Source organism: Acetomicrobium thermoterrenum DSM 13490 (assembly GCF_900107215.1).
GTDB lineage: Bacteria > Synergistota > Synergistia > Synergistales > Acetomicrobiaceae > Acetomicrobium > Acetomicrobium thermoterrenum.
This window is the reverse complement of the sequence record NZ_FNPD01000006.1, coordinates 90,288-113,604: the sequence shown is the minus strand read 5'-3', so window position 1 is coordinate 113,604 and position 23,317 is coordinate 90,288. Positions and strand designations below refer to the sequence as shown.

The following is a 23,317-nucleotide window of genomic DNA, read 5'->3' as shown; positions in this document are numbered from 1 at the left end:
TTCATTCAATATACCACATAATATAAAGTTTTATTGAGGTGATCTTCTTGGCCATCACCATTCACACCTACAGATTGGCGAAGCAGCTTGAAAGGCCTCTAAAGGAGATATACGAAGCCCGCAAAAACCTCATATTCATAGTACCTTCCCGCGAGGACAAGAACTTGCTCCTTGAAATGTTGTCTTTAAAGGGATTTAGGTTCAATTTGCCCCAGATATGGCAATGGGGAGACCTGTACAGCGGACTTTCCGACATCCTTCGAAGATCTGGGTTCGAAACAGTAGTCAAAAGACAGCTGGACCCCCCTGACCATTGGCTAGTGGTAAGGCATCTGGTCCACGATATCCTCGCATCATCGAAAGAATTGAAAGAAAAGATCCCGGCGGTAGGGCAACCTGCCTTCATAGAGACCATAGGACGGCAACTTCACGAGCTAATCGGCGAGGACACATTGCCCGAGGACCTTTCGACGACACTAAATTGCAAAAGCTGCACCGATGATTGCCCCCACCTGACAGAACCGACGGGTCTTTTATGTCATATCTACAAAAAATACTTGAATTACTTAAATGAAAACGACCTTGCCGACAGTGCCCAGATACCCATCCTTGCCCGCAAGTTGCTCGACACAGAAAGTCTTGCCCGCCAATTGAAAGACAGGCCCTTCGTCCTGGTGGGTTTTATGAGTTTCATGAGGGCTCAGCGAGAGTTCATAGATACCTTGGACGATATAGGGGCAAGCATAGACATATTTAAACCGGACTCGACGATGGGCGATAAATTTTACGATGCAGAACAACAATTCGCCGAGAAAGCCTTTATCGGCAAGGTCTCAGAGGACAGGCCTGCAAAGATTCGTCTTTTCACCTGTGGCGATCCGAGGCAGGAGTTAGAAACGCTCGCACGAAATTTATGGTTTAAGGTCGAAGAGGGAGTCTTAACTTTTAAGGACATTGCCATAGAGATACCTTCCTCTTACAAAAACATCGCGGAGGACGTTTTAAACGCTTACCGAATTCCATGGAAGTCAGGCTCGGGAAAATATTTGAACGAAACGATGTGCTGGGATTTGGTAAAGCGACTTAAAATCGCCAAGGATGAAAATTGGCCCTTCCTTGCCACCATAGGACTTCTCTCCAACCCTCTATTCGGATTCGATTTGCCTAAAGAATTCTTAGAATTTCTTAAAGAAAGGATCCCGTCGGGAGCAAAGGAATGGACCGATATATTATGTAAAAGCGGCGCAACGGAGTTGACTCGCATCATTAAAAAATGGGACTCCTTTTTCGACCACATCAAAAGGGGCTCCAATGTAGAAAGTTTATTTCAAAGACTTCTCAAACTGCTCGACGATGAGCTTGAAATCCGAAAAAGGGCAGGAGCTTGCGTAACCGACCCCTCATTAGACGAAAGTTTGTACGAGGTATCTAAATTCTTGGAAGCTTTGGAGAAAAAGGCGCTTTCTTTGGCCGAGTCCTTGCCTGAGTTGGGGCCGGCTCAGAAAGACATGCTCTCCGAGGCCGAAGGATGGGAATACTTAAATCGCTTCGCCGAAGAGACGAGAATCCTGCCTCCGAAGAGAAAAAGAGAATCGGTAACGATTTACTTCGACAGCTCTCCCGTTCTGGCAACCCATAAATTATACGTAGTAATAAACGCAACTTCACAACAATGGCCCGGAAAGATAACAGATCCCCCCCTATTGAACGACGAGGCGAGGAGGATGATACACGAAAATGCCAATCTTGCAGGAATCCACTTGCCCTTAAGGCACGAAAGGCGACAACAAAAGGAAGCCCTCTTCAGAAGGCATTTATACGCTTCCACGGAAGAAACCTGGTTAACCTTTTCAGCTATCGACGCCCAGGGCAGGCCGAACAAGCTCTCTCCCTTTTTGGAAATGGACGGTGAAAAGGAAGATCTCTATATAATCGTAGAAGAGACACGAAGGCCCTTGAGCAAGTTGTTGCCCGAGGGAGAGAGGTTCCTTCGCGAAGCGGAAGTTCCCAAAGACAAGCTTTCCCGCCCGAGAAGGAAGCCTATCCCCTCGGTAAAACCAAAGGACGAAGGCTATCTAAGCGATATCGACACCTGGGTTCAATGCCCCGCCCTCTACGCTTACAGAAGCATTCTAAAGCTCTTTCAACCGAAAGAAGCAGGGCTGGACGCTCAAAAGTGCGGTAATATGCTTCACCTCCTCTGGTCGAAGGCATGGAAAATGAGAAGTTCTGAAAAGGGGCTTTCCCTTGAAGCTTGTGTGGAGCAACTGTGGGAAGAAGTGGTGGAATCGACCTATCCCCTTCTTAACCACATCAGGAAGCTCCATCGCCATCGCGAAAGGCTTCGCCTGCAGGTCCTGCGCCTTGCCCGCATTCAGGAAGAGATATACCTAAAACTTCGCACAGCCTTCGCATCGACTGAATGGGAAAGGCAGCTTCCTCCGTTTACGATAAACGATGTCTCCTTTCGCGGCAGGGCAGACCGCATAGACCACCTGAAGGAAATTGGCCAAATCCTTTGGGACTACAAGACTGCGGGTTCCAAAAATTACGAAAATTCATTGCAACTTGCCTCCTACGCCCTGGCGCTATCGAAGGCCGACCAAAAGACAGGAGGCGCCTTCTACCTGTGCCACAGTGACAGCATGTGTCTGGGGCATATTTCAAAGGAGCACAAAGGCCTCGACAAGAGACTGGTCCCGGAAGGATACTCCGATAACATAAAAATAAAACGCGAGAAACTCGAGGATATCGCAAAGAGAGCCGAAGAACAGCTGATCAGTTGGGCAAAGGACTTGACCTCCGGGTCCTTCGAACCCCATTACGATCGAAAGACCTGCAAGGACTGTCAATATAAGGTCCTCTGTCGCAAAAGCGAAATCGAAGGAGGAGAATGGTTAGAAAATGGCGAACAATGATGAAGCAATGGCCGAGATTTTCCTGGCTACCGCCACACCCAATCAACGTGAAGCAGTTTTAGCGGAAGACGATTTAGTGGTGGTTAGCGCCGGGGCCGGAAGCGGGAAGACTCGCACCCTTTCGTGGAGATTTGCATGGCTGGTCGCAACGGGAAGGGCAAGGCACGATGAGATATTGACCATCACTTTTACCGAAAAGGCAGCACAAGAGATGGAAGATAAAATATTATCGACTCTGGGGGACTGGCTTAACGCCGTGAGAAGCTCGAACCTTTCCCGGCAGAAAAGAGAGGACACAGAAAAGAGACTGGAGCTTGCCTGCAGTCGTTTCGATGAAGCGCAAATTTCGACAATTCACAGCTTTGCCATGAACCTTCTAAAATCCTACAGCCAATTTTTGGAGATAAGCCCCGCTTTTAATATCGTTACGCCACAACAGGAAGACCTGTTCTACCAATCTGCCCTCAGCGCCCTGGATTTTCTCGACGGGGAATGGTTTGCACAAAACGCCCCCACTAAGTGGAAAAAAAGAATTAAAGCAATGATTTCCGACGATAATTTCAAAAAAGCCTTAGACTTCTTCGGCGCAAATGCCATCGTCGAACTTTCTAAGGCAGCTTCCTCCCTCTTTGGAAGCAGAGGATTAAACCCCGAGGACCTCTTCAAAGAATCGGCCTCCCTTGAAAAGGTTGACAAAAGGGCAGAGGAGATGATCTTCGGCTTAAAGGAACGTTTTAACTTATATCGCAACCTCTATGACTTCTGGGTTGAAGAAATTAGGACAGAAGACGACAACAACGACGGCCTGTCCGAGAGGGTTAGAGAATTTCAAAATCGGTGGAAGGGCATTTACCCCGACTCACCTGCCACATGGGTCAATTTTTTGCTGGACTTAAACGACAGTCTTCTCTCGAACATCAAAGGCGGTGGAAAATTCAAAAAGGAACTGGAATCGCTTCTAAGCGATCGTTTTGGCCATAAGGGGCTGAAAATCCATCGCGAAAGCCTATCTCAGGAGGTGGCTCTTGCCAAATGGTCGAAGGAGGCCCATGAAGACAGACCCCTTCGCGAAACCTTGCTCAAGTTTGCCAGCATGCTTTGGGCCCTATGGGAGGAACAGAAAAAAAGAAAGAACATCCTTTCCTTCGATGATTTGTTGACCAAAGCAAAGGATATGGTAAACAAATATCCCAAGGCTGTCGAACGATACAAATACATATTAGTCGACGAATTTCAGGATATAAACGGCGTTCAAAACCTTCTGATAAAAAACATCGCCGCCGGTAAAGAAGGAGCGACAAAATTGTTCATCGTGGGAGACCTTAAGCAGTCCATCTACAGGTTTCGCCACGCCGACCTAAGGATTTTCGCCGACTACATCGAGAAAGCCAAAAGTGGAGCCGGCAAGTACGTTGCCTTAAAGGAATCTTTTAGGATGACCAGGGATCTGTTGGAAAGGATAAACGATCTTTTCGAGTATATCTGGAAGGATGGAATAAGCTCTTCCTTGAAAGAGATTTACGAACCGTTGGTCTATCCGGAAACGTTAAAAAACGAAAATAGCTCAGGCGATTTAAAAATACTGCTTGAGACGAACGCTGAAGACGAAGATGGGAACAAGGCAAGTTCCGCCCAAAGAAAAAACTCCCTGGCCACGAAGTTGGCGCACCGCTTCAGGATGTTTCACGAAGGGGGAGTTTTCTGGAAAGATATGGTGGTCCTGGTTCCAACCCGCAATTATTTCGACACTCTGGAAGAGGCTTTTGAAAGGGAAGAAATACCTGCAGTATTCGTGGACCAAAGGAGCTTTTTCTCAAGGTCCGAAACGTTGGATGCCACGGCTTTGTTGACCGCTTTAAACAATCCCGAGGATGATTTTGCCCTGATCGGGATGCTTTCGTCTCCCTTTTTGAGACTATCTCAGGAAAGGGTATCGAAGGCCCTTTCCTCTATAGAAGGCGAAGGTGGAGAGGGGAGGATCTGGAGATACCTCAAGACAAACCTCAAAGGTACGGCCGAAAAGATAGAATATCTCCGCAGAAGGGCAATTTTGCGCGGCCCTTCCGACGTCTTAAATTACCTTCTGGAAGAACCCCTGTGGCTCCTTGCCCTTCCTTCCAACAAAAGGATGAGGGCCTTTTCTAACATCAGGTATCTAATACACTTTTTAAGAGGCTATGAAGACGCCTTCGGAAAGGACCTCGCCGGGGCAGCCGACTATCTCAAAAAGACGGCAAGGCTAAACGCTCCCTACGAAGAAGCAACACCCCTGGGAGAGGACGAAGATGTGGTGAGGATAATGACGGTCCACGCCGCAAAGGGATTGGAGTTTCCCGTTGTTGCCGTCTTCGGCCTCGAATACGCCCGTCACCCGAGAAGCGGCTCCTCCCTGGTACCGTCAATTTTCGTAGGCACCGTGGCAAGCTCATACGGTGACCCCTTTGACAGAAAGAAAAATCCGCCTTCAAAGGCAGCTCACGACTACCTTGAGGGCTTAAAACAGGAGGAAGAAAATCTGCGCCTCTTTTACGTCGCCTGCACCCGCGCCAAGAAACACCTGATCCTCTGCGGCAATTACGAAATCGATTCGCAGGGCAACCCTTCAAAAAAAACGGGTCTTTGGCTTAAAACCGTACTTAATTGGGAGGGTGCTCGCAGATACGCCGATCCCGACGACATTGACGAAGCTGAAATAATTACACCGAAGACAAGCGACGCCGGGAGCAAAAAAAATAAACTGTCCCATTCCAGAGGCATATCCCTTAAAAAATTGATAAGGCCCATAGCCGACTCTCCCCTCGATAAGTTCAGCGCCACTGAATATGCCTTAATTTCATGGTGTCCCCATGCATATAGGATGAGCTGCAGGCAGGGTTTGCCGTTGAAATGGGAACTTCCGAGATCCGAAGAATACGGAGGCCCCGACGTTGGCAGTTTGGTGCATTGGATCTTATCCCGTTGGGACTTGAAAGAAGAAAGTCTCGTGAGGTTCTTCCCTGAAAACGACGAGAACCTAGAAAGGACCTTGAGGATGCTCCCCACGGGACTTCGCCCGATCCTAAAGGACAAAAGCCACTGGCCCCTTCTTCAAAGATGGCTCACCGCATTCGCCGGCAGCTTTCTGGGCTCTACCTTGAGAAGGATCCTTTCGTCGAAAGATCCCGAATATAAAACCTACAGGGAAATACCCTTCGATTTCGAGCTTGAATCGGGCACTCGGCTGGCAGGCCAGATAGACCTCCTTTACCTGGACGACGCGACTGCCCATATATGGGATTACAAAATAACCGAAGACCTCGACGAAGGCTCCTTCATGGAACTTTATCGCAAGCAGCTGGAATTTTACGGATATGCAGTCAATCGGGAGTTTCCCCAAAAGAACCTGCTAATGGGGCTTTACATGTTGAGGGAAAGCAGAGAAATCTTGCTAGACGCAGAAGACATTTCCTTCGCAAAGATAAAAAGAAGCATTGAGGAGGCAGCCCTGAAGGCCGCTGTTGGGCCATATGAAAAAGACACCTCACGCTGCAATGCCTGTCCCTGGAAAAACGCTTGTGCCTGAGAGGGATGTATCTTCCGTCATGATGCAGTCGATTTAAATATACATTATCATACTTTTGCCTGTCGTAAGAAATGAGAAAATTCCGAAAAGTTACTAATCATTAAACCAGATTACGTATATAATAAGAACCCAGGCTTGCCCATATCAAAGAAAGAGAGGGTTTCCTTCATGCCTACATTTGACGAGAACCCGTTCAAGATCGCAATAATCATTACGGACGAATTGGGAAAGGTTATATCTGCTTCATCGAGCATCGTATATTTCATCGGCCTTTCGCCGAAAGAGCTGATCGGAAGATCAATCTGTGAATTTGTCGATGAAAAGGACTTACCGACGGCGAAAGAATGCCTTTTGAAATGTCTATCGAAAGATGGTGGTTCCGTAACAACGGCGTACCAAGTCTTAAACCCTCAAAAAAAGAGCAAAAACCTAGTGCTGGCCACCTATCACGGATTATTAAAAGACGTCAATCCAAAGGGCATAGCAATTAGTTGGAGCGATATTTCCAAGGAGACGAAAGCCCGACAGGAATTGAAAAGGGAGAGAGCACGCCTTCAATATTTATTTTACGACAATCCAGAGGCCATAGTATTGACGGATAAAAACAACTTTATCGTTGAAGTTAACGACCCTTTCTGCAAACTTTTCGGATACGATAAAGAGGAAGTTAGGGGAAAGCATGTCGACGAGATCGTGGCAAAAGACTCCCCCTACTTCGAAGAGGCATCTCATTTGAGCTCCCTGGTAACTTCCGGCAAAGCTCTCGATTTGGAATCGGTGAGAAAGAAGAAGGACGGCACCCTTTTCGAAGTAGCCATTACCGCAATCCCCGTTAAGTTCGGTGACGAATTCTTCGGAATATACACTATTTATAGGGATATATCCGAAAGGAAAAGGGCCGCACGAAAGCTGAAAGAATACGTCGGCTACTTAGAAAGGGCATGGATTCAGACTATATCGGCTTTGGGTTTCGCATTGGAACAAAGAGACCCTTACACGGCAGGTCATCAACGGAGGGTCGCAGAATTAGCCAAAGCCATAGCCTTGAAGTTACAGTTGACAGAAGATGACGTTAAGGCCCTCTATATGGCTTCCCTAGTTCACGACATAGGCAAGATTCGCATTCCTGCGGAGATACTGACCAAACCGTCGAAACTTACCTTCGAAGAATACGAGCTCGTGAAGACGCACCCCCGTGTAGGATTTGAAATCTTGAAAAGTATAGAGTTTCCGTGGCCCATAGCCGAGATCGTCTATCAGCATCACGAAAAACTGGACGGCAGCGGGTACCCGCGAGGGCTATGGAGAAGCGAAATTCACCCCTTAGCCCTCATACTGACCGCCGCCGACGTAGTGGAGGCCATGGTTTCAGACCGGCCCTACAGAAAGGGGCTCCCCGTAGTAACCGTCCTTGCGGAAATAGAGGCCTTCAAAGACACGTATTACGATCCTTGGGTAGTGGAAGCCTGCTCAAGCCTACTTAAAAACGGCGAATTTTCCTTCAAGGACTAGTCCGTCCCGCTTTCCAGCACGGAGTTTAAAACTTGGCCATTGTCCCGGATACCTGCATTTAGTGTAAAATTTCAGTAATGATGTTACCTGAAAAGGAGGCGGCCCACGAATGATATCCTTTGTAAAAGCCCATGGCAACGGCAATGACTTCATTATAATAGAAAACAAAGAAGGGACATACAGCGACGATGGGTTATCCGATCTGGCAAAGAAGATATGCCGCAGAAAGACTTCTCTGGGCGCAGATGGAGTCCTGGTGCTCGAGGGTTCGAAAACGTTCGATTTTTATATGAGGCTTTTCAACGCCGACGGATCGGAGGGAGAGATGTGCGGGAACGGTGCCAGGTGTATCGCGAGGTACGCCTTTGAAAAAGGCCATGCGAAAAGCGACATGACCTTTGAGACCAAAGCCGGCCCCTTAAGGGCTTCCGTAAATCCTCCCTGGGCTACAATTGACATGGGCGAAATCGATGTCTCAAACCTGAAAGAGGGGAAAATCAACGCCTTTGACAAAGAAATTCCCTATATGGCCTTTTACGTTGGCGTACCTCATTGCGTCCTCTTTTTTCCTGGATTTCGGGACATACCGCGCGACAGTTTGCTTTTCCTTGCACGCCATATGCGCCGGAAGGGCGCGATCTTCGACGAAGGGACAAACGTAAACTTCGCAGAGAGGAATAAAGACTGCATAGTGGCGATGACATACGAACGAGGGGTGGAGGATTTCACCCTCTCCTGCGGCACGGGATCCATAGCCTGTTGCCTCGCATCCCATCTGTTTTTCGGTTCTCCTCTTTCGATGAAGGTTAAAAATCCGGGGGGCGTAAATAAAGTGGCATTGAGGCTCACATCCGAAAAGGTCTTCGAGGCCTCTCTTTCGGGTAAAGCTCTAATAGTGGCAGAAGGACTTATTACGGAAGAGGCCTTGTCAGAAGAAGAAGGCTTTAAATAAGACGCCGGGGGGGAAAGCAATGACCGATAGTAGGATAGGCTTGTTAAAGAATTACGGATTTCCCGTAATCTTGCTGATATCTATAGCAGTAGGTTCGACTATCGGCGCCTTAATGGGCAAAGAGGCATTGGTCTTCAAGCCCTTAGGCGACGTCTTTATAAATCTAATGTTCATGATAGTCGTGCCATTGGTATTTTGTACCATAACGAACGCTGTTGCCGGAATGTCGTCTCTTAAACGTTTGGGAAAAGTGCTCGGAACGACTATATCTATTTTTCTCATAACCGGCGTCATAGCTGCCGTACTAATGCTCGCCGCCGTAGTATTTTTTCCTCCTGCACAGGGCATAGTGATAGAGGGAGTTGCTCCTCAGGATTTCGAGCCTTTGAACACAGCCGAACAAATCGTAAAAGCCTTCACGGTAGAGGATTTTGCTGACCTATTTTCGAGACGGCACATTTTACCCCTGATAATCTTTTCCATATTGCTGGGCGTCAGTTTGAACGCCCTCGGCGAGAAAGCTCGCCCCGTAGTTAATATCGTATCAATACTATCCGATGCCATGTTGCAACTGGTCAAGATCGTAATGTATTATGCCCCCATCGGGCTTGGGGCTTACTTCGCCACCCTGGTAGGCGACTTCGGACCGCAACTTCTCGGTTCATACGCAAGAGCCATGATAGTCTATCACACCGTTACCTTTGCCTACTTTTTCATCGCCTTCAGCGTCTATGCTTACATTTCGACGGATGGCGAGGGCATAGCCCCTTTCTGGAAGAACATGATCACCCCCGCCATTACTGCCCTTGCAACGGGAAGCAGCAACGCCACACTGCCCGTAAATCTGGAGGCCGCGAGAAATATTGGAGTTCCGGAAGACATAAGAAACATGGTCCTGCCCCTGGGAGCGACAATTCACATGGAAGGATCGTGCTTGAGCGGCATACTTAAGATATCCTTTCTCTTTGGCTTTTACGGGTTGAGTTTCTCAGGCGTGAACACCTTCGTCACCGCCATCGCAATTGCCGCCTTAAGCGGAGTAGTCCTCTCGGGGATTCCCGGAGGCGGCCTGGTGGGCGAAATGCTGATCGTAAGCTTATACGGTTTCCCCCCGGAGGCCTTTCCCATAATAGCAACCATCGGCTTTCTCGTCGATCCGGCAGCTACCATGGTCAACGCCACGGGTGACACGGCCTCCTCCATGCTTGTGGCCCGATTCCTCGAAGGTAAAAATTGGTTCAGGAAGGCAGGGCACTAAAGGCCATGTGGCAAGAGGTTCTTCAGCGCCCTGCCTCGGGACAGCCCATTTATTTTTGACTGCCTATGGAAATTTTAAGGGTTCCTATCCACTCCACTGTTACAGAAACGACGTCCCCCCTGCGAAGCTCTCCAACGCCGCTAGGAGTTCCCGTCAAAACCACATCTCCAGGAAATAATGTCATGAAAGAAGATATGTAGCTCAATATCCTCCTGACGGAAAATATCATAAGGGATGTCCTGCTGTTTTGCCTTATCTGTCCGTTCACTTCCGTTTTTATGCCGAGATCGGTGGGATCGAGCCGGGTCTCGATCCAGGGACCGATGGGACAAAATTTATCGGCCGATTTGGCCCTTATCCACTGCAGGTCTTCCCTCTGAGCGTCCCTAGCTGTAAGATCAAAGGCGCAGGTATAACCCAACACATAGTTTAATGCTTCATCTTCCGGAACCTCTTTCATCGGTTTAGCGATTACCACCGCAAGCTCTCCTTCGTAGTGGAATTCCTTAGTGAAAGCAGGGTAGGGTATTATGTCCTCAGGATCGGCCAAAGCATTCGGTGCCTTTAAAAAAAGTCCGGGCTCCTTTGGAAGACTGCTTACATCCCCGTCCATTTCCTCGATGTGATCGACGTAATTTTTCCCGACGCACACGATCTTTGACGGCTCAACGGGGGCCAAGAGCCTCACTTCGGAAAGAACAAAGTTCTTTCCCGTAAAAGATCCCAACAAACCTTCTGTCTCTTTGATCTCATTTTCTTCGACTATACCCCAATGAATTGACCCCTTTGGGGCCACGAAACGAACAATTTTCATTCTGCATCCTTCTCCTTATCATGTTAGAATGGTTTAATACCTTGGTTAGCATTATACGACAACATCGCTGGATGAGGTGATGACGATGAAGGATATTGAAACGAAACTGGACGCAAAAACTAAAGAGGCAGTTTTAAAATCGCAAAAGACTGAAATGACGGAACATGTCGTCTACAAGAGGTTAGCTAAAAAACAGCGCGGCAGGAACGCGGAAATTTTAGAACAAATATCTGAAGACGAGGCTCGACATGCTTCAATATGGGAAAGATATACGAACACAAAAGTAAGGCCAAATCCTGTGGCCGTTATCTTGTACTCATTTTTGAATATGTTATTTGGAATTACCTTCACCTTAAAACTCATGGAGCTAAACGAAGACAGGGCTCAGAAAAAATACAAGAAGTTTCTGACGCTCCTTCCGGACGCCGAAGAAGTATTAAAGGAAGAGGAAAAACATGAGCAAGCTCTGCTGGACTTGATTGACGAAGAGAGGCTAAAATACACCAGCTCAATAGTATTAGGGCTAAACGACGCGTTGGTGGAGCTTACCGGAACTTTGGCCGGACTGACTTTTGCTTTGGCAAACAGCAGAATAGTCGGTTTAGCCGGCCTGATTACGGGCATCGCCGCATCGCTATCTATGGCAGCCTCGGAATACCTCTCCCAAAAGTCGGAGGAAAGAGATACCCACCCATTGCGGGCTTCTGTATATACAGGAGTGGCTTACATCATAACAGTCGCTTTGCTCATATTTCCCTTTTTCGTATCCTCTTCGGTATATGCAGCGTTGGCATGGAGCTTGATCAACGCCCTCATTATCATTGCTCTGTTTACCTTCTTCGTTTCCGTCGTGAGGTCCGTCAGCTTTAAGCCAATGTTCACCGAAATGGCTTTGGTGAGTTTCGGCGTCGCCGCCATCTCCTTCGTCATAGGTTCCATCGCCAATAAACTATTGGGCGGTTCCCTCTAAGGATAAAGATCAGGGGAGAAGAGGTTTTTCTTTCTTCCCCCCTGATCTTACGATGAATTTAAAGGAACTTCGCTATCTCCTTTACGGGGAAGCGGAACCTGGGCAGTAAATTTATCCCCTCTCTCATATAGCCAAGGGCAACGATACAGGGTATGATCTTATCTTCCGATATGCCGAACTCTTTCTTTATGGCCTCCTCATCGAAACCATCCATGGGATGGGTTTCAAGCCCCAGGCCCTGTGCGGCAATCATGACGGTCATGGCGAAAAAGGCCGTGTTCTTGGCGGCGAAGATCTTCCTTTTGACGCTTTCCTTTGGACCGTATAAGTTATGGACCATTTCTGTCGTTCCCTGGCGTCCTTCCGGTTTCATATAGCCAAGCTCGACATTCTTGTCCAGTATTTTATCCAGGTTCTTTTCCACAGCACCTGGATCGGCTATGAATATCAAAACTGCCGAGGCTTCTTCCACCTTAGGCTGGCCGGAGGCACAGCGCCTTAAGGCTTTCTTCCTCTCGGGATTTTTAACTACAATGACTTCCCAGGGTTGCAAATTAAAAGAAGATGGGGCAAGGCTGCCGAGCTCGAGCAATTTCTGTATCGTTTCATCAGGTACTTCCTTAGCGGAATCGAAGAAGTTAATGGCTCTCCTCTTTTGAATGGCCTCTATAACGTCCATAAATAAATCACCTCCATATAATTAGGTAACCCTAATCTTATTTCATTTTAAACTCTAAATAAATTCATGTCAAATAGCAATATAGAGCAGACCATGACAGAAAATAACGGAGGTATTTTGCGATGGGCATTTATTTTATCTGACCGCTGGAATATATAATTATTCCCCATTTACGAAGCAGGGCAGAGGATACACCTCTGCCCTGCTTAAGTTTACCCGTGAAGGATCCGTCGTAAATGTTATATACACCACAGGATGGACTTTTATCCTTTAAGATAGCATATTTAATGTTGTTCTTTATCGCTAAATCCAAAAACTTAAAAGCTCCTCTAACAAATTGTGGCGTTACATCCTCTCCGTTTTCATTTATGACTCTGGCACGTCGAAGCAAAACGTCCTCTCCCGTCCCATCGACTATTTCAGCCCTGGGCCTGGGTATTGCAAACCCTCCAAGCACCTCCGGGCAAGCCGATAACGCCAGGCCTTTTTCAACTAAGGCCCTTAAAATTTCATCCTCATAGGACTTGCCGTCATATCTACAGCGACATCCTACCAGACAGGCGCTGACCAAAAGTTTCACTTTTATGCCTTCGATTCTTCTATCCACTTACTAAGGGTCAAGAGGTCTACGTTTCCGCCCGACATCAAGGCCACTGTTTTCTTGGACTTAAAGGGAACTTTCCCGTATAAAAGTGCGGCAACGGGTACCGCTCCCGACGGCTCCACGAGCAATTTAGCCCTTTCCAGAAGCAAGAGAACCGTATTTTTAATTTCCTCCTCCGACACCAGAAGGACATCATCTACATATTTCTGAACTATCGGAAAGGTAATCTTCCCGGGGCTTGCAGTCCTCAGGCCATCTGCAATCGTCTCGATGTTTTTAAGTTCTACTATGTGACCGGCCTTAAGGGACAAATAGGTGCTGTTGCTCCTCTCAGGTTCTACACCGTAAACTTTGACCTTTTTAGAGGATTCCTTTAGGGCCGTGGCCACTCCTGAGATCAGACCACAACCACCACATGGGACAAGGACGGCATCGACGTCGGGCAATTCGTCCAGGATCTCGAGACCAGTCGTTCCCTGACCTGCCATGATCCAAGGATGGTCAAAGGGGGGTACAAAGGTCATCCCTCTTTGTTCTGCTATCTCCATAGCTCTTGATATGCGTTCCGTCGACGAACGTCCGCATCTTTCTACAAGTGCTCCGTATCCTTCGATAGCAGCCACTTTAGCGGAAGAAGCATCTTCAGGAACTACCACTATCGCCTTTACACCCAAAATCTTGGCTGCGCAGGCAAGGGCCTGACCGTGATTTCCCGAGGATCCCGTAACCACTCCCTTTTTTCTCTCCTCTTCATCCATAGAAAGCATGAAGTTCATCGCTCCCCTGAATTTAAAGGCTCCGCTTTTCTGTAAATTTTCCGCCTTTAGATAAACCTCGTTTCCGGACCATAAGCTGAAGGTAGCCGAAGAAAAAAGCGGCGTCTCGTGAATCCAATCCTTTATTCGTTCTCTCGCCTTCTTTACGTCTTCCAAAGAAATCATCAATTATCACCTCTTAAACATTGATCAAAAAAGTTCTTCCCCATGCTTGGCCCTTTCAAAATCCTCCCTGACAGCCCTCCTAAGATCTCCGTCGCAATAAATGGCCAGGGCCATCCTGACCAAAGCCCTGCTGCCTAAGATCAAAGCCTCGTGCGCCCTGGAAGTCGTCACTGCTTCTGCGAACTCTCGACTGTGGGTCACCAGAGGTTCATCGCTTATAGCCAGTTTTGGCTGCAAAGCGGGGCAGCGATGGCTCACGTTGCCCATGTCGGAAGAACCCTCATAACCCTCCTCTTCGCTTATTTCTATGCCAAGGCCTTTCATTATTTCCTCCATCTTACTTTCCGCCGCCTCGTTGCTCAACATATTGTCGAAGCTAAATTCGAAGTTCTTCATCTCTACTTCCGTCTCCGTTGCCATGGCCGCGCCCAGGGAGATTTTCCTGATTCGTTCTACCAAATGATCCAGATAAGCCCTGGTGGGCGCTCTGAAGTAAAATCTGCAGGCAGCAGCTTCCGGAACGATATTTGGCGCATCGCCACCTCTATGTATTATCCCGTGCATCCTCGCTTCCGATCGAATGTGCTGGCGCAACATGTCCAGGGCGTGAAAAAACAGCTGAACGCCATTCAAGGCGTTACGGCCCTCCCAGGGGCAACTTGCCGCATGGGCGGGTTTTCCTTTGAAGCTAAATTCCATGGCATCCATGGCGAGGCTCCTGTATCTGACGTAGCTTTTATTCCCGGAAGAGTGAATCATGACGGCAAGATCAAGATCATCGAACACGCCCTTTTCCGCCATAGTGACCTTCGCTCCGTTCGTCTCCTCTGCTGGAGTCCCTATAACAAATAAGGTGCCTTTGATATCTCCCTCATCCAGGAGAGGAGCCAGCCCTATGCCGGCAAGGGTAGACATGGCACCATGGAGACAATGCCCGCAAGCATGGCCGATCTCGGGAAGGGCGTCGTATTCGACCAATAAAGCCACCTTCGCACCCTCTCCGTTGGATTTTTTTGCACAAAATGCCGTGGGAATGTCTAAAAAGGGGTATTCGACCTCAAAACCGTGACGGCGGAGCAGCTCCGCGTGTCTTTTGCTAGACTGAAATTCCCTTTCCGAGACCTCGGGATGTTCTGCCAGATAATCGCTCAAAGCGACAGCTTCGCCCGAATATCGATCGACCGCATCTTCTGCCTTAGAAACCAATCTTTCGTACGAAATTTCCATGTGGCCTTCCTCCTTCGCGAAGATAATAAAAACTATAAAATAAAGGGAGGAAATCCTCCTCCCTTTATTTTATATCTTTAAGCCGCAAAGACTTCCAAAATTATTTATTCAAGGTTAATCCAGGGGAACCAAACCCGCGCTCCCAAATCTCTCGAGCTTGCAAAAGCTGTGCTCATCTTTAGAATCTTTCATTAACACGCAGGTATACTCTTTCGTGAAATATATCTGATATAATGTAGCCCCTTTATCGAAAAATCTATTACTTTAGTCATTATAGCAAATTATACATCCAAATTTCTCACTTCGTTAGCGTGGCTCTCTATAAACTCCCTTCGGGGCTCCACCTTGTCTCCCATCAATATCGTGAAATACTCGTCGGCAGCGAGGGCATCTTCTACATCAACGCGCTTCAGTATTCTTTCGTTGGGATCCATCGTCGTCTTCCACAGCTGTTCGGGGTTCATCTCGCCAAGGCCCTTGTAACGCTGCACCGATATCTTCTTGTTAGCAAGTTTGTCCGCCAGATTGCGCAACTCCTTATCGGAGTAACAGTAATATTCGCTTTTGCCCGCCTGTACCCTATAAAGAGGGGGCTGAGCGATATAGAGGTGCCCTCCCTCGATTATTCCCGGCATGAAACGATAAAAGAAGGCGAGCAAAAGGGTCCTGATATGTGCGCCGTCGACGTCGGCATCGGTCATTATTATGACCCTATGGTAGCGAAGTTTATTGACGTCGAAATCCTCCCCTATTCCGCAACCTAGGGCTTGAATAATCGTCCTGATTTCGGCATTTGACAGAACTTTGTCGAGGCGCGCCTTTTCGACGTTGAGTATCTTGCCGCGAAGGGGTAGTATCGCTTGAAAGGTCCTGTTCCTGCCCTGTTTTGCGCTGCCTCCCGCCGAATCTCCCTCCACTATGTAAAGCTCGCACTCTTCGGGATCTTTGCTGGAACAGTCGGCCAGCTTGCCCGGCAAGTCCAGCCCTCCAAAGGCCGATTTTCGCCTGACCAGCTCCCTCGCCTTTTTCGCTGCATCCCTCGCCTGCCTTGCCTTTATGGCCTTTTCAACGATAGGCCTCAAACAATCGGGCTTTTCCTCCAAAAAGGCCATCAGCCCATCGTAAACGATCGAATCCACTATACCCCTGACATCGCTGTTACCAAGCTTCGTCTTGGTCTGTCCTTCGAATTGGGGCTCCTTAAGCTTAACCGATATTATCGCAGTAAGCCCCTCTTTCAAATCATCGCCCGACAAGTTTGCATCCTTGTCCTTTAAAAGTTTCTGCCTCCTCGCCATTTCGTTTACAGCCCTGGTCAAAGCCGTCCTGAAACCCACCACATGTGTGCCGCCTTCTACTGTATGGATTAGGTTGGCGAAGGCAAAGACCCTCTCCTGAAAGGAATCGTTGTACTGGAGGGCAACTTCCACAAGGACATCGTCCTTATCTCCCTTTATGTAAATTGGTTCCTTGAACAGAGGGTTTTTGTCTCTGTTCAGATACTCCACAAAGGAAATCACACCGCCATCGTATTTAAAGGCAACAGATTTGTTGTTCCTCAAATCCTTCAGATCTATCTTCAAGCCAGGCACCAAAAAGGCAATTTCCCGCAACCTGGAGCTTAAAACGTCAAAGGAAAAATCCTTTTCTTCAAAGATAGTATCGTCGGGCAAGAAGTGCACTTTAGTGCCAGTCCGATCGGCCTTGCCCACAGGGGTCAATTCGCACTGGGGAACACCCCTGGAATAGCGTTGATGCCACTCCATCCCGTCACGCCATATGATAAGCTCAAGCCATGTCGAAAGGGCGTTGACGACGGATACGCCGACACCGTGCAGCCCACCCGATACCTGGTAGGCTTTGTTGTCGAATTTGCCCCCGGCGTGGAGAATCGTCAACACCACTTCCGCCGCAGGCTTATTCACCTTCGGATGGGTATCTACGGGTATACCCCTTCCGTTATCCTCCACGGACACGCTGCCATCGGGATAAACGATCACGCTCACCTGATCGCAATATCCCGCCATTGCTTCATCTATGGCGTTATCCACCACTTCGTAGACCAGATGATGCAAGCCTCTGATGCCCGTATCGCCGATGTACATGCTCGGCCTGCGGCGGACCGCCTCAAGGCCTTCCAAAATCTGTATATCGTTTGCAGTATATTCCTTTAAATCAGCGACTGTTGTCTTCATCGACTCACCACTTCCCCTTTGCATTTCATATCCCATAGTCTTGGTTTTATCTATCCCGCCAATTTTTTTGATAATAATCCAAGATTTCCTCGTATTTTCTCTTCAATGCCTTGACGCTTTTATCTGTCTCCAGTATCTTCCCATTCCGCATGTAGATCAACGCACCTTTCTCTGCATTGATCAAAGCCACAACGTCACCCAAAAAAGCAAAATCATCGTTATTAGACGAAAATTTCAAGACAGGACCTCCATCGGGGTATCCACTTTATTAAGCCAAATATATTATAGCAAAAAAAGCGTTCGGCCGCTAATAAAGCGCAAGGGATCGAAATGCAAACGATTGCATAAACTTATATAAGATTTATAGATTTTTAGTAAACCTAAGTTGACAATGTTCTTCGGATGTGATATAAATCTTCCAAGGAAAAAAGGGGGATCACAGATATGAACGGTTTCTTTCGACGCCCAGGACGAATAAGACGAAGCCTCACAACAAGGAAGGGCTGATTTTCACCAAAAAATTTTCCTGGTTGGGAGGTTTTAAATATGTGGTTGAAAGATAAAAGCGGTAACTGGTTTATATTACAAGATACTCTTTTTACCGAAATATTTGGAAGCTATGGCACATGGTTTAAAGACGAGAACGGCGATTGGATTAAAGATATGCAACCCGTTGAGATGAGTCAGGTTTCATTGACGGCATAAGCGATAATAGCTTTTAAATAAAATAATAATATATATCCTAAAAATATATGGGAATGTCTGAGACATTCCCATATATTATATTTTAAGGACATATACTAATTTAATGTTACGGTTTAACTCAACAGTTTAATTAAACCCTTTAAGATTTCCTCATCCGAAGGGAGGGACAGCGCAATTTCAGGTATGGCCTCGAGATGTCTAACTTTTCCTTCGGTATTTATATAAGTGCCCGAACGTTCGAACCAAAGCCTGGAAGGCAAGGCCAAATCGGCGTAATTTACCGCTTCATTTTCGTAGCAAGACTGTACCGCAAGGAATTCGGCATTGCCCAGTTGTCCCAACAAATCGTCGGAAACTTCGAAATCGCCCAGCAGAGCGTATAAGCCTCTGAACCCTTTGTCTTTCTTCCAAGGTTTGATCTTCAACTTTTCAATACCGCGAATGTTGCTTCCTCGAGCCAGGCCAAGCTGTCTGACGCCGGGACGTAGCCCCCATAAAAACTCCATAACCGATCTTTTCGTCCCCGGCCCATAGACGACAAGGGGATTAGAGAACCTTCCCATGACCTCGCTCAGAGAGTCAATATCTTCATCATGAAAGCGATATGTCGCACGAATATCTACCTTTGCCCCGGCAGAACCCATGACTACGACGGTCGATCCTAGATTCGCGCCCCTCTTGACGAAGGAACTTAGGGCCTTAAATTCCTCGTCCAGATTTGCACCGACAACGACTATACAATCTGCATCGTCGATTTCTTCAATAGAGGCATTGCCAAGGGGCACAGAAAAGGAATCGATTAAAAAGACGTTATCGCCAAACAGCATTTTGAATTGAAACGCAGCTTCGTTTGTGGCTCGAGGGGATATCAATCCCGCAAAGGAATTAATTCCCCATTCTTTGATCTTTTTTGCTAAAACAGACAAGGCTTCATTTAGATTTAAGCTTCTTTTGCCCTCATCTTCCCTCAATAGCGGTCTGTCCAGCCTTTTATTTACCTCGAAAAGGGGCTCAAACCTTCCCTTTGAACACAAAATCCCGGAAGTAGGCCCCTGGCCGAATATTCCTTCTATTCGCAATGGCTCGCCGTCTCGCGAGGATATCTCTACTTCACAGCCAACGCTACAGAAGGCACAGGCACTTCTCGTTTTAGTCATATGTTCTTGCCTTCCGATGTATGTGCTCTTCCTGTCCGCCAAGGCCCCGGTTGGGCAGACTTGCAAACAGGTTCCGCAAGAGACACAGGTAGATTCGATGAAGGGAAGGTCGACGTCAGCACATATCATACTTTTGGGCCCCCTGTCTCGAACTGTCAAAACGGAATGTCCGGCCAACTCTTCGCAGGCCCTCAGACATCTCCTGCAGAGAATACAGCGGTTTTGATCGTATAAAAAATATTTTCTGCTGATATCCATGGGCAATTCGGGCCAAAAGAAACCATAGCTGATGTGGTCCAAGCCGTACTCGTAGGCCAATTTCTGAAGTTCGCAATCTCCGCTCTTTTCGCAAAACATGCAAAAATGGTTTCGCTCGGAAAAGAGCATTTCGAGATTTGAACGCCTGAGATCCCTGATTTCATCGTTTTCGGTAACTATCGCCATGCCATCCGTAGCTTGCGTTGTGCAGGCTGGAACGAGACCTCTTGCGCCCTTTACCTCAACCAGACACATGCGGCAAACTCCGATATCGGCAAGGCCCTCGAAATGACACAGTGTAGGCACGACAATAGCATTTTTCTCGCATACCTTTAGTATCGTATCTCCCGAGCTCCCCTGAACTTTCCTGCCGTTAATTTCCAAGGTAATATCAGACATCGTCAACACTTCCTTTAGCGCTCTTCCAGGTCGCATCGAAGGCATCTTCTCGCTTCCGACCTGGCCACAGCTTCGTTGGGAAAACCCAAGTTGACCTCCCTGAAATCGTAAACCCTCGTTTCGGGCGACAATATGGACGTCTTAGCCCTCGGTCGCTCCGCATCTTCTTCGGAAATTTCATACTTTTGCGGCTCCGGTCTTTCGATAAATGAAGGCGGTTCAGGAAGGGATAGCCCTCTTAGGAACCTGTCGATTGCCCGTGCCGCTTTGTTTCCCTGGCCGACGGCTTCCACTATGCTTGCTGGCCCCAACACTACATCTCCAACTGCAAATACGCCCTCCCGACTGGTCATCAAGCTCCTCTCATCTACCAAGATCGTGCCATTCCTGTGTTGTTTGATGCCCAAATCCTCCAATGAGGGTTGCTCTACCTTTTGCCCTATGGCGGCAACGATTACATCAGCGTCAAGAACAAACTCGCTTCCTTTCACCGGAAAGGAGACCTTCCTGGCCGAGGAATCGAACTGGCTTTTACCACTTTCGTCGTGAAGTTTAAGTTTTTGACAAAGCAATCCTGTAACCCTTCCATTCTCTCCGAGCACCTTTACGGGAGATGTTAAATAATGGAATATAACCCTCTCCTCTTCTGCCGATATTCTCCGTCTGCGCCACCTGCGTGTGCTGAGGTCGAAGTGGATTCCCTCCTCCTCGGCAGCCTCGACTTCTTCCACAAGGGCAGGCATATCTTTGCGCTCCCTTCGATAGACCAGGTGAACTTCCTTGGCCCCTAGCCTGAGAAGGGATCGTGCGGCATCCATGGCGACATTTCCTCCGCCTACCACTACTACCCTTTTACCCTTGACGAAGGAGAGGTCATCGCCCATATTTAGCTTTCGCAGCAAGGAAACGCCGCTTTCGACGCCGGAAAGCTCATAGCCAGGAATTCCTAAATCCCTGGAGCCCTGTGCCCCTATGGCCAGCAAAAGGGCATCATGAGTTTTTAACAGGTCTTCAATTGTGATATCGCGACTTACTTTAGTATTTAACTTGACATCGATTTTCCCGACGTTCAAGATCGAATTTATTTCCTTTCTCAACACGTCCTTGGGCAACCTGTAATCGGGAATGCCCCACCTCATCATGCCGCCCAGTTCCGAGCTTTCTTCATAAATGCAAACTTCATATCCAAGTTGAGCCAATCTTAAAGCTGCGGTAAGGCCTCCCGGTCCGCCCCCAACTATACCTACGCTTTTTCCTTTATCTGGTTCGTAAGCTTTAGGGAACCATTCTTCAGATTCGCGATCGGCCATGAAGCGCTTCAAATCTCTTATTGCAACGGGTTCATCGACCTCTCCTCTCCTACATTTATCTTCGCAGAAAGAGGGACAAACCCGCCCACAAACGGAAGGGAAGGGATTGGATGCCCTGTGTATATCCAGCGCTTCGTCATACCTTCCTTCCGATATTAAAGAAACATAGATGGGAATTTTTACCTCTGCAGGGCAGGCACTTTGACAGGGGGAGGGCGCAAGAGTCGTACACGCCCCAGCAGGACATCTTAAGTCCAATATATGCCTTTCGTATTCATCTCTAAAATAACGGAGCGTCGACAACACCGGATTTGGAGCACCTTGTCCGAGAGCACAGAGAGAAGCTTTTTTCATGAACTTCGCTATCTCTTCCAGCATATCCAAATCTTCCATCTTGCCCTGTCCTTTTGTTATCCGCGTGAGTATCTCGAGCATCTTGTTTCCGCCAACCCGACAGGGGGTGCATTGCCCGCAGGATTCAGCCACGGCAAACTGCAGGAAGAACCTAGCGAGCTCCACCATGCAGGTAGTCTCATCCACGACGATCATTCCGCCGGAACCCATCAGGGCGCCGGAAGCCGTGAGGGAATCGAAATCGACGGGGAGGTTTAAAGCGTCAGAGGGAAGACATCCTCCCAAAGGGCCTCCCGTTTGCACTGCCTTGAACTGCCTGTCCTTGGCCACACCTTCTCCCACATCGAAAATGATTTCCCCTATAGTCGTTCCCATTGGAATTTCAAGCAATCCGGTGTTTTTTACCTTGCCGGTCAGGGCAAACACTGCCGTCCCCTTGCTTTTTTCCGTGCCGATGGAGGAAAACCACTCATGACCGTTTAAAATGATTTGGGGGACGAAGGCGTAGCTTTTTACGTTGTTTATATTCGTCGGCTTGTCCCAGAGACCCCTTTCTGCGGGAAAGGGTGGCCGCGGCCTGGGCTCTCCCCTTCGGCCCTCTATAGAGGCAATCAAGGCCGTCTCTTCGCCACAGACGAAGGCTCCGGCGCCTTCCTTTATTTCTATGTCGAAATTAAAGTTGGAACCTAAAATGCCTTCTCCCAACAAACCATATTCCTTAGCCTGGTCAATGGCTATTTTCAGCCTCTGTATGGCCAAAGGGTATTCGGCCCTACAGTAAATGAATCCTTTTTGCGCTCCTATAGCATAGCCTGCGATGAGCATCCCTTCGATCAAAGCATGAGGATCTCCCTCGATCAAGCTTCGATCCATGAAGGCTCCCGGATCCCCTTCGTCGGCGTTGCAAATCACGTATTTAGGTTCCGCGGGGTTTTTTCTTGTTAAATCCCATTTAACCCCCGTTGGGAAACCGCCGCCTCCTCGCCCTCTCAAATTTGAGCTTTTTACTTCTTCTATGACATGTTGCGGAGACATTTTATAAAGCGCCTTGGCCAAACCCTGGTAACCTTCTCTTGCTATGTATTCCTCGATGCGTTCCGGATTTATGAGGCCACAATTTCTCAACAAAATTCTCGTCTGATTCATGTAAAAGGGAATCTGATGATAGTGAGGGATAGCTTCATACGTTATAGGATCTTTAAACAAAAGTCGATCCACCAATTTGCCCCGAATAAGGGTTTTCTCCACTATTTCAGGCACATCTTCTGGCTCTACTTGACAATAAAATATATCCTCCGGATATATCACCACGATAGGACCTATGGAGCACAACCCGTGACAACCGGAAAAGGAAAGGGAGACCTCATCTTCTAGGTCATGCAACTTTATTTGTTCTCTAAAGGATTCCAATATCTCACGGGATCCGCCCGCCGTACAACTCGTACCTCTGCAACACAAAATATTTGCACGATAATTAACTGACATGACAATCTCTCCAATAT

General features: G+C 47.9%; 16 protein-coding genes. 7 read left to right on the top strand and 9 right to left on the bottom strand.

Annotation, left to right across the window (positions count from 1 at the left end; genetic code table 11):
- Nucleotides 1-38 precede the first annotated feature (38 nt).
- From BLU12_RS06185 to BLU12_RS06165, 5 genes are all read left to right on the top strand, one after another.
- Nucleotides 39-2,918: a PD-(D/E)XK nuclease family protein gene (locus BLU12_RS06185; RefSeq protein WP_091461404.1), complete on the top strand. Its 2,880-nt coding sequence runs from the start codon at nt 39-41 to the stop codon at nt 2,916-2,918.
- Nucleotides 2,905-6,480 (top strand): UvrD-helicase domain-containing protein, encoded by a 3,576-nt coding sequence (locus tag BLU12_RS06180; RefSeq protein ID WP_009202004.1) that lies wholly within the window; start codon nt 2,905-2,907, stop codon nt 6,478-6,480. The genes BLU12_RS06185 and BLU12_RS06180 overlap by 14 nt, the downstream gene beginning before the upstream one ends.
- A gap of 168 nt (nt 6,481-6,648) precedes the next feature.
- Entirely contained in the window at nt 6,649-7,992 is a 1,344-nt protein-coding gene (locus tag BLU12_RS06175; protein ID WP_009202005.1) for an HD domain-containing phosphohydrolase, read from the top strand.
- Between the two features lie 109 nt (nt 7,993-8,101).
- The gene (gene dapF, locus BLU12_RS06170) at nt 8,102-8,944 is read left to right on the top strand and encodes a diaminopimelate epimerase (RefSeq protein ID WP_091461402.1); all 843 of its coding nucleotides are present in this window, start codon (nt 8,102-8,104) and stop codon (nt 8,942-8,944) included.
- A gap of 19 nt (nt 8,945-8,963) precedes the next feature.
- On the top strand, nt 8,964-10,202 hold the full coding sequence (locus tag BLU12_RS06165) for a dicarboxylate/amino acid:cation symporter (RefSeq protein WP_091461401.1): 1,239 nt from the start codon (nt 8,964-8,966) through the stop codon (nt 10,200-10,202).
- A 49-nt stretch (nt 10,203-10,251) separates the two neighbouring features.
- Here the strand turns inward: BLU12_RS06165 and BLU12_RS06160 are convergent, their stop codons facing one another.
- Complete coding sequence (locus BLU12_RS06160) at nt 10,252-11,016, bottom strand: fumarylacetoacetate hydrolase family protein (RefSeq protein WP_091461399.1); 765 nt, start codon at nt 11,014-11,016, stop codon at nt 10,252-10,254.
- 85 nt (nt 11,017-11,101) lie between these two features.
- Here BLU12_RS06160 and BLU12_RS06155 point away from each other — a divergent pair, with 85 nt between their 5' ends.
- Nucleotides 11,102-11,986, top strand: coding sequence for a VIT1/CCC1 transporter family protein (locus BLU12_RS06155; protein WP_234945508.1), 885 nt, complete (start codon nt 11,102-11,104; stop codon nt 11,984-11,986).
- 58 nt (nt 11,987-12,044) lie between these two features.
- Here the strand turns inward: BLU12_RS06155 and BLU12_RS06150 are convergent, their stop codons facing one another.
- From BLU12_RS06150 to BLU12_RS06125, 6 genes are all read right to left on the bottom strand, one after another.
- Nucleotides 12,045-12,665 carry a nitroreductase family protein gene (locus tag BLU12_RS06150; RefSeq protein ID WP_091461396.1) on the bottom strand — a complete coding sequence of 207 codons (621 nt, stop codon included), beginning with the start codon at nt 12,663-12,665 and terminating at the stop codon, nt 12,045-12,047.
- Between the two features lie 130 nt (nt 12,666-12,795).
- Entirely contained in the window at nt 12,796-13,245 is a 450-nt protein-coding gene (locus BLU12_RS06145) for a DUF523 domain-containing protein (RefSeq protein ID WP_234945507.1), read from the bottom strand.
- A gap of 2 nt (nt 13,246-13,247) precedes the next feature.
- Nucleotides 13,248-14,210: a threonine ammonia-lyase gene (locus tag BLU12_RS06140; protein ID WP_091461392.1), complete on the bottom strand. Its 963-nt coding sequence runs from the start codon at nt 14,208-14,210 to the stop codon at nt 13,248-13,250.
- A 24-nt stretch (nt 14,211-14,234) separates the two neighbouring features.
- Entirely contained in the window at nt 14,235-15,437 is a 1,203-nt protein-coding gene (locus BLU12_RS06135) for a M20 family metallopeptidase (protein ID WP_091461390.1), read from the bottom strand.
- A 281-nt stretch (nt 15,438-15,718) separates the two neighbouring features.
- Nucleotides 15,719-17,632, bottom strand: a complete 1,914-nt coding sequence (gene gyrB / locus BLU12_RS06130; protein ID WP_200778726.1) for a DNA topoisomerase (ATP-hydrolyzing) subunit B — start codon at nt 17,630-17,632, stop codon at nt 15,719-15,721.
- 46 nt (nt 17,633-17,678) lie between these two features.
- The gene (locus BLU12_RS06125) at nt 17,679-17,870 is read right to left on the bottom strand and encodes a hypothetical protein (protein ID WP_091461388.1); all 192 of its coding nucleotides are present in this window, start codon (nt 17,868-17,870) and stop codon (nt 17,679-17,681) included.
- 308 nt (nt 17,871-18,178) lie between these two features.
- Between BLU12_RS06125 and BLU12_RS10010 the strand changes: the two genes are divergently transcribed.
- Nucleotides 18,179-18,337: a hypothetical protein gene (locus tag BLU12_RS10010; RefSeq protein ID WP_200778725.1), complete on the top strand. Its 159-nt coding sequence runs from the start codon at nt 18,179-18,181 to the stop codon at nt 18,335-18,337.
- Between the two features lie 113 nt (nt 18,338-18,450).
- Here BLU12_RS10010 and BLU12_RS06120 read toward each other — a convergent pair whose 3' ends face one another.
- The gene (locus BLU12_RS06120) at nt 18,451-20,196 is read right to left on the bottom strand and encodes a 2Fe-2S iron-sulfur cluster-binding protein (protein ID WP_234945506.1); all 1,746 of its coding nucleotides are present in this window, start codon (nt 20,194-20,196) and stop codon (nt 18,451-18,453) included.
- Nucleotides 20,166-23,300, bottom strand: a complete 3,135-nt coding sequence (locus BLU12_RS10210) for an FAD-dependent oxidoreductase (RefSeq protein ID WP_091461387.1) — start codon at nt 23,298-23,300, stop codon at nt 20,166-20,168. Before BLU12_RS10210 ends, BLU12_RS06120 begins: the two co-directional genes overlap by 31 nt.
- Nucleotides 23,301-23,317 lie beyond the last annotated feature (17 nt).

What these genes read in the sequence shown, in the direction of transcription:
- BLU12_RS06180 (WP_009202004.1), top strand. Translation starts at nt 2,905, where the DNA reads ATGGCGAACAATGATGAAGCAATGGCCGAGATTTTCCTGGCTACCGCC.
- BLU12_RS06175 (WP_009202005.1), top strand. Translation starts at nt 6,649, where the DNA reads ATGCCTACATTTGACGAGAACCCGTTCAAGATCGCAATAATCATTACG.
- dapF (WP_091461402.1), top strand. Translation starts at nt 8,102, where the DNA reads ATGATATCCTTTGTAAAAGCCCATGGCAACGGCAATGACTTCATTATA.
- BLU12_RS06165 (WP_091461401.1), top strand. Translation starts at nt 8,964, where the DNA reads ATGACCGATAGTAGGATAGGCTTGTTAAAGAATTACGGATTTCCCGTA.
- BLU12_RS06160 (WP_091461399.1), bottom strand. Translation starts at nt 11,016, where the DNA reads ATGAAAATTGTTCGTTTCGTGGCCCCAAAGGGGTCAATTCATTGGGGT.
- BLU12_RS06155 (WP_234945508.1), top strand. Translation starts at nt 11,102, where the DNA reads ATGAAGGATATTGAAACGAAACTGGACGCAAAAACTAAAGAGGCAGTT.
- BLU12_RS06150 (WP_091461396.1), bottom strand. Translation starts at nt 12,665, where the DNA reads ATGGACGTTATAGAGGCCATTCAAAAGAGGAGAGCCATTAACTTCTTC.
- BLU12_RS06140 (WP_091461392.1), bottom strand. Translation starts at nt 14,210, where the DNA reads ATGATTTCTTTGGAAGACGTAAAGAAGGCGAGAGAACGAATAAAGGAT.
- BLU12_RS06135 (WP_091461390.1), bottom strand. Translation starts at nt 15,437, where the DNA reads ATGGAAATTTCGTACGAAAGATTGGTTTCTAAGGCAGAAGATGCGGTC.
- gyrB (WP_200778726.1), bottom strand. Translation starts at nt 17,632, where the DNA reads ATGAAGACAACAGTCGCTGATTTAAAGGAATATACTGCAAACGATATA.
- BLU12_RS10010 (WP_200778725.1), top strand. Translation starts at nt 18,179, where the DNA reads ATGTGGTTGAAAGATAAAAGCGGTAACTGGTTTATATTACAAGATACT.
- BLU12_RS06120 (WP_234945506.1), bottom strand. Translation starts at nt 20,196, where the DNA reads ATGCCTTCGATGCGACCTGGAAGAGCGCTAAAGGAAGTGTTGACGATG.
- BLU12_RS10210 (WP_091461387.1), bottom strand. Translation starts at nt 23,300, where the DNA reads ATGTCAGTTAATTATCGTGCAAATATTTTGTGTTGCAGAGGTACGAGT.